10 protein-coding genes are annotated in these 13,714 nt (G+C 54.5%); 4 read left to right on the plus strand and 6 right to left on the minus strand.

Annotated features, from left to right (window positions below):
• Positions 1-15 precede the first annotated feature (15 nt).
• The 3 genes from QEH53_RS17995 to ilvD form a co-directional block, all read right to left on the minus strand.
• A complete protein-coding gene (locus QEH53_RS17995) occupies positions 16-2,364 on the minus strand; it encodes an ATP-binding protein (RefSeq protein WP_309024601.1) in 2,349 nt (782 codons plus the stop codon).
• A gap of 328 nt (positions 2,365-2,692) precedes the next feature.
• Positions 2,693-4,273 (minus strand): glucose-6-phosphate isomerase, encoded by a 1,581-nt coding sequence (locus tag QEH53_RS18000; protein WP_309024602.1) that lies wholly within the window; start codon positions 4,271-4,273, stop codon positions 2,693-2,695.
• Between the two features lie 43 nt (positions 4,274-4,316).
• Positions 4,317-6,011: a dihydroxy-acid dehydratase gene (gene ilvD, locus QEH53_RS18005; RefSeq protein WP_309024603.1), complete on the minus strand. Its 1,695-nt coding sequence runs from the start codon at positions 6,009-6,011 to the stop codon at positions 4,317-4,319.
• A 154-nt stretch (positions 6,012-6,165) separates the two neighbouring features.
• Here ilvD and scpB point away from each other — a divergent pair, with 154 nt between their 5' ends.
• The 3 genes from scpB (at position 6,166) to QEH53_RS18020 (ending at position 9,263) form a co-directional block, all read left to right on the plus strand.
• A complete protein-coding gene (scpB, locus tag QEH53_RS18010) occupies positions 6,166-7,083 on the plus strand; it encodes an SMC-Scp complex subunit ScpB (RefSeq protein WP_309024604.1) in 918 nt (305 codons plus the stop codon).
• A gap of 1 nt (position 7,084) precedes the next feature.
• A complete protein-coding gene (pheA, locus tag QEH53_RS18015) occupies positions 7,085-8,152 on the plus strand; it encodes a prephenate dehydratase (protein WP_309024605.1) in 1,068 nt (355 codons plus the stop codon).
• Between the two features lie 76 nt (positions 8,153-8,228).
• Entirely contained in the window at positions 8,229-9,263 is a 1,035-nt protein-coding gene (locus QEH53_RS18020) for a Gfo/Idh/MocA family oxidoreductase (protein WP_309024606.1), read from the plus strand.
• A gap of 36 nt (positions 9,264-9,299) precedes the next feature.
• Here QEH53_RS18020 and QEH53_RS18025 read toward each other — a convergent pair whose 3' ends face one another.
• From QEH53_RS18025 to QEH53_RS18035, 3 genes are read right to left on the minus strand one after another with little or no spacing between them, the layout of a single operon-like run.
• Complete coding sequence (locus tag QEH53_RS18025) at positions 9,300-9,737, minus strand: hypothetical protein (RefSeq protein WP_309024607.1); 438 nt, start codon at positions 9,735-9,737, stop codon at positions 9,300-9,302.
• A 17-nt stretch (positions 9,738-9,754) separates the two neighbouring features.
• The gene (locus tag QEH53_RS18030) at positions 9,755-10,666 is read right to left on the minus strand and encodes a hypothetical protein (protein WP_309024608.1); all 912 of its coding nucleotides are present in this window, start codon (positions 10,664-10,666) and stop codon (positions 9,755-9,757) included.
• A gap of 39 nt (positions 10,667-10,705) precedes the next feature.
• Positions 10,706-12,415 (minus strand): hypothetical protein, encoded by a 1,710-nt coding sequence (locus QEH53_RS18035; protein WP_309024609.1) that lies wholly within the window; start codon positions 12,413-12,415, stop codon positions 10,706-10,708.
• 372 nt (positions 12,416-12,787) lie between these two features.
• Between QEH53_RS18035 and QEH53_RS18040 the strand changes: the two genes are divergently transcribed.
• Positions 12,788-13,609, plus strand: a complete 822-nt coding sequence (locus tag QEH53_RS18040) for a M48 family metallopeptidase (RefSeq protein WP_309024610.1) — start codon at positions 12,788-12,790, stop codon at positions 13,607-13,609.
• Positions 13,610-13,714: the final 105 nt, after the last annotated feature.

The raw sequence follows: 13,714 nt of genomic DNA on the forward strand, positions 1-13,714 counted from the left end.
AGAGTGGGCAAGCGTCTAAGCGTCTTTCATGGCGCTGGGGCCCGAGCTCGATCTCTGGAAGGAGAACCGCTTGATGGATTCCGCGATGTCGCTGATGAGGGCGGGCTTAGAAAGGTAGTCGTTCATACCAGCTCTTTCTATCTCGAGCAATGCTTCCGGTTCCGTGTTCGCAGTGAATCCGATTATCCAAGGCTGAGGGCGGTTGCTAGGGAGTGTGTCGCGGATTTCTCGAGTGGTGGTTAGTCCATCTTTTAAAGGCATTCTCACATCCATGAAGATGATATCGAAGTCGTTTTTCCTGACGAGTTCGTAAGCAACGTTGCCATTGGATGCGGTCTCAATGTCCAGCCCGATCAGCTCCATATGGTGGAGGAAAACGTTTCGGCTCAATTCGTTGTCCTCGGCTAGGAGGATTTTAAGCTTGCCCCACTTCTCCGTGGGGTACGAGGCGAAGGGCTCAGTGTCCGGGTATTCAGGCAACTCGTTGCTGTCGGCGTGCTTCAGGAGTGCGTTACGCAAGTCTCGTTGACGTATTGGTAAAGTGAGTACAATCGTTTCAGTCGTTTTACGTATGAGGGAGGCGTGATCCGCGTGGGCGATGAGGATGACCCGTTCGAAGGAGTCTAAGCGCGTGGCTTTCTCGACGGCTCTAAATTCGTCCTCCGAAATTGCGGAGGCTATAGTGAGGTGAGGCTGGGTATGCTTCGCTTCTTCAGCTTGGAGCAAGCGGCAGTTCCATGATTTGATGCTGGTAGTCAGGGCTTCTTCGAGCAGCGGAGGGAGGAATCTTAGGTAGACCGAAACGGGGGCTTTGAATTCGAGCGGCTTGCCTATGGTTCCGCGCAAGCTCTCGATGCGCCGAATCGGTAGCGTCAGGTGGAAGGTGGATCCTTTGCCTGGTTCGCTTTCTAAACTGATATCTCCGCCCATAGCGAGTGCCAGACGATAGCTTATGGTGAGCCCTAGCCCGGTGCCGCCGTAATGGCGGGAGGTGGTTCGGGTAGCTTGGGTGAAGGACTCGAAAACGCTTTGCTGGCGATCCTTGGGTATTCCGATTCCTGTATCCTGAACGCTGATACGGATACGTTCTCCTCGGCAGCGGTCAGCAGGAATGTGCGATGCGGAGAGGGCGACGGATCCGGCGTTGGTAAACTTGAAGGCGTTGCTTAGTAGGTTAACCAAGATCTGCCTGAGTCGTGTAACGTCGCCCGATAGGTGTGATGGAAGAGAGGGGTCGAATCGGCTGCAGGAGACGAGCCGGTTGTTTTTCTTGGCAGCGGCAGCGATATCCATGGCCTCTTCTAGGCAAGAGACTAAGTCGAAGGGGTTGTTTTCCAGTTCGAGGCGGCTGGCTTCGATCTTAGAGAAGTCGAGGATATCGTTTATGAGGTCGAGCAGGTTTACGGCGCTTTTTTGGATGATCTCAATTTGCCGGGCTCTTCCGGTATCCAAGTCCTCGAATCGGAGCACGGAGCTCATACCGATGATGGCATTCATGGGGGTGCGCAGCTCGTGGCTCATAGTGGCGAGGAAGTCGGCCTTTGCCTCGAGCGCCTCTTCCGCCTTTACGCGGGCCGTCACGAGTTTGGCGGTTCGGTCAGCTACCAGTTGTTCGAGATTGCGGTTGGTCTCGTTTATCTCTTGGTCGCGCTGGCGGACGGTGGAGAGCATAAAGTTGATGCTGTCTACTAGCACCCCCACTTCGTCATTTCCATGTTTCTGGGCTCTTAGATGGTAATTGCGTTCTTCCGAGACTCGCTGGGCGAGTTTTGCAAGGTCTTCAACGGGGCGAGTAATGAGCGGTAGGAGCCGCTTGGCTAGGAGTAGTGATAGGACAAGTGATACGACGAGAATTAAAACATTTATAACTAGGCTCGTGACGTATTGGGCCAGCAATTGCGAATTTTCGGACTTGATGAATATGGTCCCAATGCGTCTCCCATTTAGCTTAATTTCCTCGTGTACTGCAAAGGAAGTCATGGAAGCTGTGCTTCCGAGCTGCTCGGGCATGGGTAGCGTGGCTCTGTCGGCATCCCGCTGATACTGGGCGAAAGCTTGTCCGTCGCCGTCGTAGATTGCGGCAAATGTGATGCTTGGTTCGCTGCGGAGGTTTGCGAGGTGTTCACTGGCAGTAAGGTTGTCGTCGAACCGGATCGCCGCGACGGAGTTTCCTGCATAGATTCTCGCCATCGAACTGAGCTTGTCGCGCTCCCGCTGAGAAACGATTTGGTATTCACGCACGATACTGGAGCCAGTGATCAATCCCAATGAAAGGAGGCTGGAGACCAAGACGATCAGCAGCACTTTGTTGGCAATCGATGTTTGCCAGAAGCGTCGCTTCAGAGACTGGACGAGACTCGCCATACTAGTTAGACGGGCCTTGTCCTTGCGATCGACGGGCCGCGCTAGCAAATCTTCCGAGGGTGAGGAGACTCGAATCGCTATTTAGGTGCTTCGTGGGAGGGCCGCTCATGCGGGTGTCTGCTGAGGAGTGCATCGGAGGAGATTGGTATGAGGATCGGTGAAGAATCGGTTGCTGGGGGTCAGAGTTTCGTCCGTGGAAACAAAAGGAAACGCTCTATTGAAAATACTGGGATACTAAGTCGCTTTCGGCTGGCGGGCGGGTAAAAAAAAGCCTGACCTTCAGGATCTACTGATGGTCAGGCGGAAGTGCTTACAGTAGTTGCGCGGATTATGCAAGCACGAGGAATTTGGCCTCGTGCCAGTTTGCTCCGTCAATCTTGGAGATACCTGCTTTGGCGTTCGCGGCCATGTGCAAAGCGATTTTGAAGACGAGCTCGGTTGATTCTGGCTGTCCTAGCTTTTCGGCGATGGTGGGTGCATCAAGGGCTTCGCCTTTATTCGCCTCGAGGGTCTCGACGATGGCCTTGCCGAGCTCGATTGCGATGCCAGCCGCTTTCTTGCCCGCCTCAACGCCTGGCTGGTGGTAGGCGTTTATGTTAGTCAAGCTTGCGTAGAAGCCTACGGCGCGTTCGTAAAGGGCGATAAGGTTGGCGACGCTGGCTTCGTTGATTTCGGCAACGGTCAGAGTTATCGATTGGCGGTCCTTTTCAGCTAGGGCTTCACGGGTTCCTAGGAGGAAACCTTGCAAATAGTCACCGGCGGTGACGCCTGGTTCGACTTCCATCGAAGGCCCGTTGCGGTCCTTGAGTACTTCGATGAGGGTTGCGAAGAAGTTCGGTACGCCCTCGCGGAGCTGCTGCACGTAAGCGTGTTGATCGGTCGATCCCTTATTTCCGTAAACGGCAATGCCCTGGTTGACCACGTTTCCGTCGAGATCGAATTCCTTGCCCAGCGACTCCATGATGAGCTGTTGGAGGTAGCGGGAGAAGAGGAGGAGGCGGTCCTTGTAAGGTAGGATGACCATGTCCTTTTCGCCCTTGCCGTTTGTCGCGTAGTACCAAGCTAGAGCGAGCAAGGCAGATGGGTTCTTTTCGATCTCTTTAGCGCGAGTGACCTTGTCCATGGCCGCTGCTCCGTCGAGAAGGGCTTGGATGTTGAGGCCTTGAAGGGCAGCGGCGACCAGACCTACGGCGCAAAGCACTGAGGTACGTCCGCCGACCCAGTCCCACATCTCAAAGCGTTCGAGCCAGCCTTCGTCGATGGCGACTTTATCGAGCTTTGAGTCGACGCCGGTGATGGCCACAGCGTGCTTAGCGAAGTCGAGTCCCATGTCAGCGTAAGCCTTTTGGGCTTCCAACATGCCGTTACGGGTTTCAGCGGTGCCGCCAGACTTCGAGATGACCAGTGAGATGGTGTTGCCGAGACGGTCGCCAATGGCGTTTAAGGCGAGGTCCATACCGTCTGGATCGGTATTGTCAAAGAAGTGGACCTGGGCTTTGTCCTCGCTCGGTACGCCGAGAGCGTGGGCAATGAATTGTGGACCGAGGGCAGAACCTCCGATGCCGATCACGAGCACGTCGGTGAATGTTCCATTGGCGCCCTTGAGTTCGCCGGAATGAACCTTCGAAGCGAAGGCTTTGATCTTAGCGACACTGGAGTTAATCGTTTCCTTCAGTTCGTCGTTTGGAGCGAGATTTGCGTCGCGTAGCCAGTAGTGGCCGACCATGCGTCCTTCGTCCGGATTGGCGATGGCGCCTTGCTCCAGCTCGTCCATGGAAGCGAAAGCCTTGGCGAAGGCACCGCGCTGGGAGTCGAAGTAACCCTCTGGGAGGCCCAGACGGCTGAGATCGAGCGAGAGATCGACTTCAGGAAAACTGAATGTGAGTGCTTTGTATGTATCCCAAGACATTGTGAGAGGTGTTTAGGTGGTTGGAAATTTAGCAGTTGGAGACCTAAAGGTTCTTGTCGGTGACCGCCCCTTCGGAAGCGGATGCGGCAAGAGCGGCGAACTTGCCGAGGACGCCACGCTTTTCACCAGGTCCTTTGGGAACGTAAGATGCCATGCGAGCGTCGAACTCGTCTTGCGGGATATTGAGCGAAATGGTGTTCTTGATCGCGTCGATCTCGATTTCATCGCCGGTTTTAACGATACCGATGGGGCCGCCGCAGGCTGCTTCTGGAGTGATGTGGCCCACGTCGAAGCCGTGGCTGCCGCCTGAGAATCGTCCGTCAGTGATGAGTGCAACTTCCTTGATGAGGCCGCGTCCGGCGACGGCGGAAGTTGGAGAGAGCATTTCACGCATGCCGGGCCCGCCGACGGGTCCTTCGTTGCGGATGACGACTACATCTCCCGCAACCACGTCTCCACGAAGGATTCCTTGGAGCGAGTCTTCCTCGTTTTCGTAGACTTTGGCGGTGCCTTTGAAGTAGAGACCTTCCTTGCCCGTGATCTTCCCAACGGCTCCGGTAGGGGCGAGGTTGCCGCGTAGGACGCGTAGGTGGGAGGTCGCCTTAATTGGGTTGTCCCAATCGCGGATGATGTCTTGGTCCTTCGGATACGGTTGAACGCCTTCGAGATTTTCCGCGATCGTCTTGCCTGTCACCGTCATGCAAGTTCCGTCGAGTAGCCCGCGATCGAGCAGGATCTTCATCATTGGCTGAATACCGCCGATGCGGATGAGGTGGGACATGTTGTACTTACCGAACGGCTTTACATCCGCGAGGAGTGGGATCTGTTCGCCGAGGCGTTCGAAGTCATCGATGCTGAGTTCGACATCCGCAGCGTGAGCGATGGCCAGTAGGTGAAGAATAATGTTGGTAGAGCCGCCGAGGGCGATGCAGGTTTTGATGGCGTTTTCGAAGGACGCCTTTGTCATGATGTCTCGAGGCTTGAGGTCGATCTCAAGGAGCTTGGCGACTTGCTGGCCTGCGTTGAAACAGTCTTCGCGTTTGTCCTTGCTGACCGCGAGCTGGGCCGAGGATCCGGGCAGGGACATGCCTAGGGCTTCGATGGCTGTAGCCATTGAATTTGCCGTGTACATGCCGCCGCAGGATCCGGCGCCGGGGATGGCCTTGCACTCGATTTCCTTAAGCTCTTCGCCATCTATTTCACCCTTGGCGTGTCGGCCGACTGCTTCGAAAATAGACACGATGTCGATCGGCTTATCCTTGTGCAGCCCAGGTAGGATGGAACCTCCGTAGACGAAGATGGAAGGGCGATTGAGGCGGGCGAGGGCGATCATGCAGCCGGGCATGTTCTTGTCGCAGCCGCCGATGGCGACTACCCCGTCGATACTTTCGCCGGCGACCACTGTCTCGATGGAGTCGGCGATAACTTCGCGGGAGACGAGGCTGTAACGCATGCCTTTGGTCCCCATCGAAATACCATCGGAAATAGTGATGGTAGAGAAGTTGACTGGCTTTGCTCCACCTGCGTCGGCCCCCTTGGTCGCGTGCTCGGCGAGCTCGTCGATGTGCATGTTGCACGGAGTGAGGTCACTTCCGGTGGAAGCGATTCCGATTTGCGGCTTCTGGAAATCCTCGTCGGTAAATCCCACTGCACGCAGCATGGAGCGGGCAGGGGCGCGGTCGTTGCCGTCAACGAGCGCGGATGAGTGAGGGCGGTTGGTTTTTGGTTGGTCGCTCAAGTGGGTTTTGGTTGAGAAAGTTTGATTTGCCTTCTTCCGCTTAGACCGTAGCGGTCTCTGCAGAAAAAAGAGAACCTTTACATCAGAGGGCCGGATTGCGATCAAGTTATACTTTGGCCCAAATTCAGCGACGATTTTCCCTCCTTCCCAACCCATGGCATTCAGCTTAGATAGAGTTTTAAAAGCCCTCCTTTTTGGCGCGTCCGGACCTTTGAGCGTCAAGGATATCCAGGGTGTGTTCACAAAGTACCATGCGGAACGGGAAATTCCTGAAGGCGAAGAAGTAGAAGAGAATCCGGACTACGAAGAACCGGAGCAACCGTTTTTGCCGGGCGACGGAATGCCCACTACCGAAGTACCTGATCTCGTGACCGCAACCCAGATCCGCGAATCCATGGATCGGATCGCCGCGGAGATGATCGACAAGGACGAGGTTTATCGGCTGATCGAGCGCCCGAGCGGATTCTTGATGGTGACCTCTCCTACCGTTGGCGAATGGATTAGTTTGTTACGTGACGAACCGCGTCCGATAAAGCTCAACCAGTCTGCTCTCGAGACCTTGGCTGTGATCGCCTATCGTCAACCGGTAGTGCGAGCAGAGATAGAGAAAATCCGTGGTGTGTCGATCGATTCTCCGCTCAGCAAGTTGCTTGAGCGGGAGTTCGTTCAAGTAGTGGGCCGAGCGGATTTGCCCGGCCGGCCTATTCAATACGGCACCACTGAAGCGTTTTTGGAATTCGTGGGGATTCGCTCTATCGAGGAACTTCCCGCTTCTGACGTGCTCTCGCCCGGTCAGCTTGATGAGTGGTTGCATGAAGTATCCAAGCAGCAGGAAATGACCGAAAAGGAAATGGGCCTGCCGGAAGGAGAAAAAAAGGAGTCTGGCGATTTGCCAACTGAGTCGGATTCGGAGAAATCTGAAAGTAGCGAAAGCGCATCCGAAGAATCTGCTTTCGGAGATCCGAATTCCGCGCCAACGGATGATGTTCTGGACCCGGAGGACGCTGAAACCGAAGAATTACCTGTTGAATCGGAGGGGGAACCCGCCGAGGAAGAAAAGCCTACTGAGTAGTATGGATCTGGATACGCTAAGAAAGAAAATCGACGAGATCGACCAAGAGGTTCTCAAGCTTCTCAATGAACGGGTTCGCACGGCTGCCGAAATCGGGCATGTCAAGCGCCTCGAAGGCTCTCCAATCTATGTCGCGAGTCGTGAAGAGCAGGTGCTCCGAAAGCTTGGTACCTTGAACCAAGGTCCGCTCAGCGACGAAGCGATCCGCGCGATCTATCGTGAAATCATGTCGGCGGCCATCGCTTTGGAGAAGCCGATGAGCATCGCATACCTCGGACCTGAGGCCACGTACACGCACCAAGCTGCTCTCAAAAAGTTTGGAGCGAGTATCGAGTACATCGCCGCGCCTGCCATTCCGGATGTCTTCCATCTAGTAGCCAAGGGAGAGGCGGACCACGGAGTGATTCCGATAGAAAACTCCACGGAAGGTGCGGTGTCGCATTCGATGGACATGTTTTTCGAGTCGGACCTTAAGATTTGCGCCCAGATTTTTACCCCCATCTCCCACAGCTTGATTTCGCGGTCTCAACCAAACGAGGTCGAGAGGGTTTATTCCAAGGATCAAGCGATCGGACAGTGCCGCAAGTGGTTGCATGCCCACTTGCCGAATGCGTCCTTACACGCTTGCGACAGCACAACCAAAGCTGTACAAATCGCCAAGGAAGATCCGAAGGCAGCAGCAATCGCCTCTATATTGGCTTCCGATCTATATGGCGTACCTGTAGTGGCTGAGGGAATACAGGACCGACTGGACAATACGACACGCTTTCTCGTGATCGGAAAGGAGTCCAGTGGGTATGCTGCGGGAGTCGAATTCAAAACTAGCTTCCTGATTTCAGTGGACCATACGGTGGGTGCACTAGAGAAAGCGCTTCGAGTATTCTCTTCGCGCGGGTTGAATTTAAGCAAAATTGAGTCCCGTCCAAGCGGTAAGACCGCTTGGGAGTACTGCTTCTTCTTGGACGTGCTAGGTCACTTCGAAGAGCCTCCGGTTGCGGATGCGGTCAAAGAGCTCCGAGAGTTCTGCCCGTTCGTCAAATGGTTGGGTAGCTATCCGAATGCGAAGTAGATGAGGTGCGCCGGGTAATCCGTCCTTCGACGAGTTCGGGATTGTAGTCTTCACAGGAATACGCAACCTCTGACCTATGAAGATGCTCAAGGTTGGTGTAATAGGAGCAGGAGCGAATACCCGTCTGCGTCACATTCCGGGTTTTAGGGCGATCGAAGGCGTCAGCATTGAGGTCGTTTGTAACCGGAGCGAAGGTTCTTCGCGATCGGTAGCGGAGGCGTTTGATATTCCTCGAATCGCTACGGATTGGAAGGAAGTCGTAGCCGATCCGGAAATCGATGCCGTTTGTATTGGCACGTGGCCTTACCTGCACGCGGAGATTTCCATCGCGGCTTTAAAAGCGGGCAAACACGTCCTCACCGAGGCACGCATGGCCATGAACACCGAAGAAGGGGAAGCAATGGTGGAAGCGTCTTTAAACCGGCCTGAACTGGTTGCTCAGGTCGTACCGTCTCCGTTCACACTCAAATGGGACGCGACGATTCGGAAGATTTTGGCATCTGAGGAATTGGGTGATTTACGAGAGATCTCGTTTGCTAAATCCTTGGCTATGAATGTAGACAGCAAGGCTCCGCTAAACTGGAGGCAAGACCGGTCGTTAAGCGGCAACAACACGTTGATGCTCGGAATCTATTACGAGGTGGTGCAGCGTTGGCTCGGAGTGGAGCCGGAGCGCTTGCTGGCGAATGGCGCTGTATTCACGAATCAAAGACGCAAGGGGGCCGATGGGGATTTGGTTAATATAGAGATTCCGGAAACGATTGACGTAATCGCCGAATACGAAAGTGGCCTGCGTTTGGTGGGTCGCATGACGGGCTTGGAACTTGGTTCGGGCAGTGACGGCTACGTGATCTCAGGCAGTAAAGGTACGCTACGGTTAGACCTGAAGACAGGTAAACTGCATAAGGCTCTGCTCGGTGCAAAGGAAATTGAGATCGAGCCGAAGGCAGAAGATGTCGCTGACTGGAACGTCGAAGCGGACTTCGTGAAAAGTATTCGTGAAGGAGCTCCGATTGAGCTGACTAATTTTGAAGACGGCCTAGCCTATATGCGGTTCACCGACGCTGCAATTCAGTCCCTACGAAAAGACTCCGTTTGGGTGAGTCTGTAGTTGATCGTTTGTGACAGCTTGATGAGCTAGTCCGCTCTACTCTTCGTTCTCCCCGGAAAGTTCGGGAATTAGGTATGGATTGTCAACGTCCTCGGCTACCCCCATATTGTCGGGTGTTGCGTTGAAATCGAAGCGAATGATGTCGACGGTACTGCTGCTGAGAGAAGGCTTTTTTAGAACAACGGAGAGCCGTATCTCTTCGAGCAGTTTCTTTTGATGGCGGGCGTATGTCAGGTCTTCGAGAGGTCCGTATAAGTAAGTGAGAAGCTCATGCTTGTACCGGATATACCATCCTTCGTCGGACAGCCCGTATTGGGTGACATCAATGCCGGGATAGGTTTCGTTGAACTTCTGTTGGGAAAAGCGCGCCCCGTCGGCGATGGCTTCGACCGGATAAACGATGATTCGCTCCTGCTGTGCTTGTGCGATACAGGCGGCTGCGATTGCTATACCGATTGCGATAAGGGTTTTCATGAAGTGTGAATCTAATATTAGAGATTTGAGGGTACGCCTACGTCGTCAATAGTGCCGGTGCCACGTTTGCTACCGGAGGACCCGCCGATGTCTTCGGGCATGGCCTGTCCGTCGCTTTCGGATGACGACTCTTGCTGTCCGCTAGAACCCTGACGTGCTTTTCGGCTCGATTGGTTCTCGGCGGTTTCGCTCGATTCTCCGCTCTCGCCCCCTTCGCCATCTTGAGAAGCAAGTTCGCCATTAGGGTCTATTTGTTCGCCTTCGCTGCCGATGGATTGTTCCTCGGGAGGTGGTGGCATTTGGCTGGATAAACTCCCCGTCTGACCTTGTTGTCCCTGCTGACCTTGCTGACCCTGCTGACCTTGTTGTCCCTGCTGCCCTTGCTGTCCCTGCTGACCTTGTTGACCCTGCTGACCTTGTTGACCCTGCTGACCTTGCTGACCCTGCTGACCTTGTTGACCCTGCTGCCCTTGCTGTCCTTGTTGACCTTGTTGACCTTGCTGTCCCTGTTGGCCTTGTTGACCTTGGCTTTGGGATGGAGGAGGCGGGAACGGGCTGCTCTGTCCACCGCTTTGTCCTCCTCCGCCGCCACCGCCCATGATTGGCGGCATTCCGGAGCTTCCGCCAGCAGCTTGGGCTACGGCGCCGGCCATTCCGCCGGGCATGTTCATTGGGTTGCCGTTGATGCCAGGAATATTCGTCTGAACATCGATGGGCGGGAGTCGCGATTCGTTGACAGGCGTGATGCTGCCGCCGAGAGGAGAGTTGTTGCCCTGAATCTTGCCGCCGTTAGAGCTCGCTCCGTTTTGCACGGCGTCGTAGATCGATGGGTCTGGGTTGATCTGGGCAGGGGCCGAAGCAATTACGCCCATGCCTATCGCGATAGAGATAAGTTCTAGGCGGCGAAGGTAAGTGTGCGAGTGAGCCATGGCTGGGGTGGTTAGCGGTTTCAAGTAATTGGTAAACTTCTAGTAATCGTTCTTAACGTTAGCGGATACGGTGATGGGGTCTTGGCTCATGCCACCTCTGATTTGGATACCAAAACGTACGTCCTGATATCCTTTCTTGCGGCCGATGATGAAATATCTGCCGGGCAGTAGATCCACAGTAGTAGTGTCGAATTTTTCCGGTTTACGCATAGATGGCCCCTGCACGCTTACCCATGTCGATCCGTCGGAAACGAGGGTCACGGACACAGGCTGACTTTGCAGTTGTAGGAACTTGCGAAGGCGATCTCCCTCCTCGGTCAAAGGAAGGTACTCTGGTTTGGACTTCATCGCTTCGTCGAAAGTGCGGATCGCGAGCTGAAATTCGGTGCGTTGAGCTTCAGTCGTAGCTACTTCAAGCAAGGTTTCGTAGCGGAGAATGCTGCGAATCATCCTGCCGGTGCGGAGGAGACCGTCTTTGGCTTCCTTGAGGTCCGGCTCCATTTGCACAAGCTCTTGGTAAAGGTCGCGAGCGCTTCTCCAATCGAACACCCGTTCGAACTCGTATGCTTGAGTTATCCTGGTGACGATATCGTTTTGACGCTTCTCGGCGACCGCTCGTTCGATGGCCGCTTCGATATCGGTTCGTTCAGGGAAAATCTCGAGAGCGGTTTGGTAGTTGACGATAGCGTCTTGGAAGCGCGATTCGCCTATCGCGGTTTGGGCTGCAGAGTAGGCGGCAGTGAAGTCTCGCTCGGAGATCTTGCGGCGTACGCGAGAGACGCCAGATTGAGCTTTCGCCGAGCCCGAGTCGATGGAGGCTGCTTGCTGATAGAAGCCGAGAGCTGATTCTAGCTGTCCTTCGTCTTCATTGGTTTTTGCGGATTGCAATGCAGCGAATACCTTGTCCGCTACGCGAGAACGCTCGAGTTGCTTGAGAGCCTCGTCGTTGGTAGGATCGAGTTCGAGCACTTTAGTAAACGCTTCTACGGCCTCTTCGCTCTTACCCTGGGCGATAAAGCGATTTCCCTCGGCAGCGTTGCTGCTGATGAAATTCTGCTTCGCTTTGGTAACTGCATCCAGAGAAGATGAAGCTTCCTCCATGCGTTGGAGCGCGAGGGTAAAGCTTCCGGAATCGAGGAACTTCTTACCTTCGGAAGCGAGTCCGAAGGCAGATTCGAAGCTTTCCTCGTCGAGGTGCTTGACGATTTCAAGCTCGCCGGAACGGACAAGGAAATCGTCGTAGAGGCCGCGGGCCCGTTGCTTGTTTTCAACTTCCGAGGTAAAATCTTCGATTAGGGAGTCGACGCTGTTGTACTGGGCGATGGCCCTGGCGAAGCGATTCTTAGACATTAGGTCGTCCGCTTCGATTTTCTCCTTCTCGATATTGATGAGCTTTTGGCGGAGTACTTCGTTACCGGTGATCGGCATTTGCCGCGCGGCCTCGAGCTTGCGGTCCACGGAATCCTTAACTCCTTGGGCGCGTGAGACACTTTCGAACGCGCGGCGCGGGTCGGTCTCCGAGGCACCTGCCGCCGCGATTTGCTCAGGCGTTGCGGTGGGTGGCGTGTAGAAGAATAAGAAGTAACTTATGACACCGATACCCACAACTAGCAGAGCCACGATCGCGCCGCCCAAGTAGGCCTTTACCGCGGGTTTGGAGTTTGCTCCGAGATCGTCTTCTTCGGGGTTCCAGTGTATAACCTTATGTTTCTTGGGCGTCTGTTGAGAGGGATCTTGGAGATCTGCCATAGTTCTAAACTCCTTCTGTGAGGTCGCTTCTTGCGGGGTGTCAGGTTGCTTGGTTAACGAGTGAATGAACGAATGCAAAACACACTATGCCAATTGTATGCACAAGTGAAGCGTCGTCTAAGGAAATTACGAAAAGCTTAAGGTTATGGATTCAGCTTACGGTGGAATGGATCGCAATTCTATCGCGGCGAAGGCTGAGTTTGGTTCTAAATAGGGACCTCGCGGCATTTATCGGTAAGTCCTACCCCGTCGAAACGGGGACCACGCCTTATCTATTGCAAAAGTGGAAGCGAGGGGCGAGGGTCTTTGAAACCAAATTTGCCTTCTGGACGTATTGGCTTTTTGTACAGCGTAGACTCGTTTGCTCCAACCATGAAGACTCTAAAACCTATCCTACCCGTTCTGCTTAGTTCAGCGCTTCTACTCAGCTCATGTAGCACCGCTCCGGTCACGGGCCGCAAGCAGATGAACCTGACCTCGGAAACGGAAGTGGCCAAGATGTCGATCGCGACCTTCGAGCAAATGAAGGCTCAGATGCCGATCTCCACTCACGCCCGTTACAACGAAATGCTACAGAATGTGGGGGAACGCATCTCCCAGCAGGTCTTTTGGGACATGCCGATGGCGGAGTGGGAGTTTATCGTTTTCGACCAACCGGAGGTGAATGCGTTCGCGATGCCCGGCGGTAAGGTAGGGGTATTTATGGGGCTTTTCCAAATCGTTAAGACAGAGGACGAGCTCGCGTCGGTGGTAGCTCATGAGATAGGGCATGTGACGGCTCGGCATACGCACGAACGCATTTCGCAGCAAATGGTATTGGGCGCAGGTAGCTCTATAATCGGAGTGGCTGCCGCGCTTGGCGGTACGGCCGCGATCGGCAGTGGTGGATACATCAACGCTGCGCCTATGATCATGGGCATTTACGGACTAGGCGCTGGGCAAGTCGCAGCCTCTTGGGACCAAGGCAAGGAAGCGGAAGCGGACCATATCGGGATAATATACATGGCTAAGGCGGGTTACGATCCGAACGCGGCTATCACAGTTATGGAACGTATGGTTGAACTCGAAGGCGGCATGTCTGGTAACAACTACAACTCGACTCACCCATCCTCGATGGATCGCCTCAACGCCCTCCACAGCTATCTCGAAGAGGCAATCGCTGAATACGACAAGGCAAAAGAGTTCTTCTATTGATACATCGGCCGCGGAGCGGCGATTGTATCAGTTGGGTTAACCCAAGGTGACGCCGGCGTTAAAACGAATCTTTGAGCGGCGGGCGCTCTTGACTCGATGGCCCCG

The sequence above is a fragment of the Pelagicoccus sp. SDUM812002 genome, from assembly GCF_031127835.1.
GTDB lineage: Bacteria > Verrucomicrobiota > Verrucomicrobiia > Opitutales > Opitutaceae > Pelagicoccus.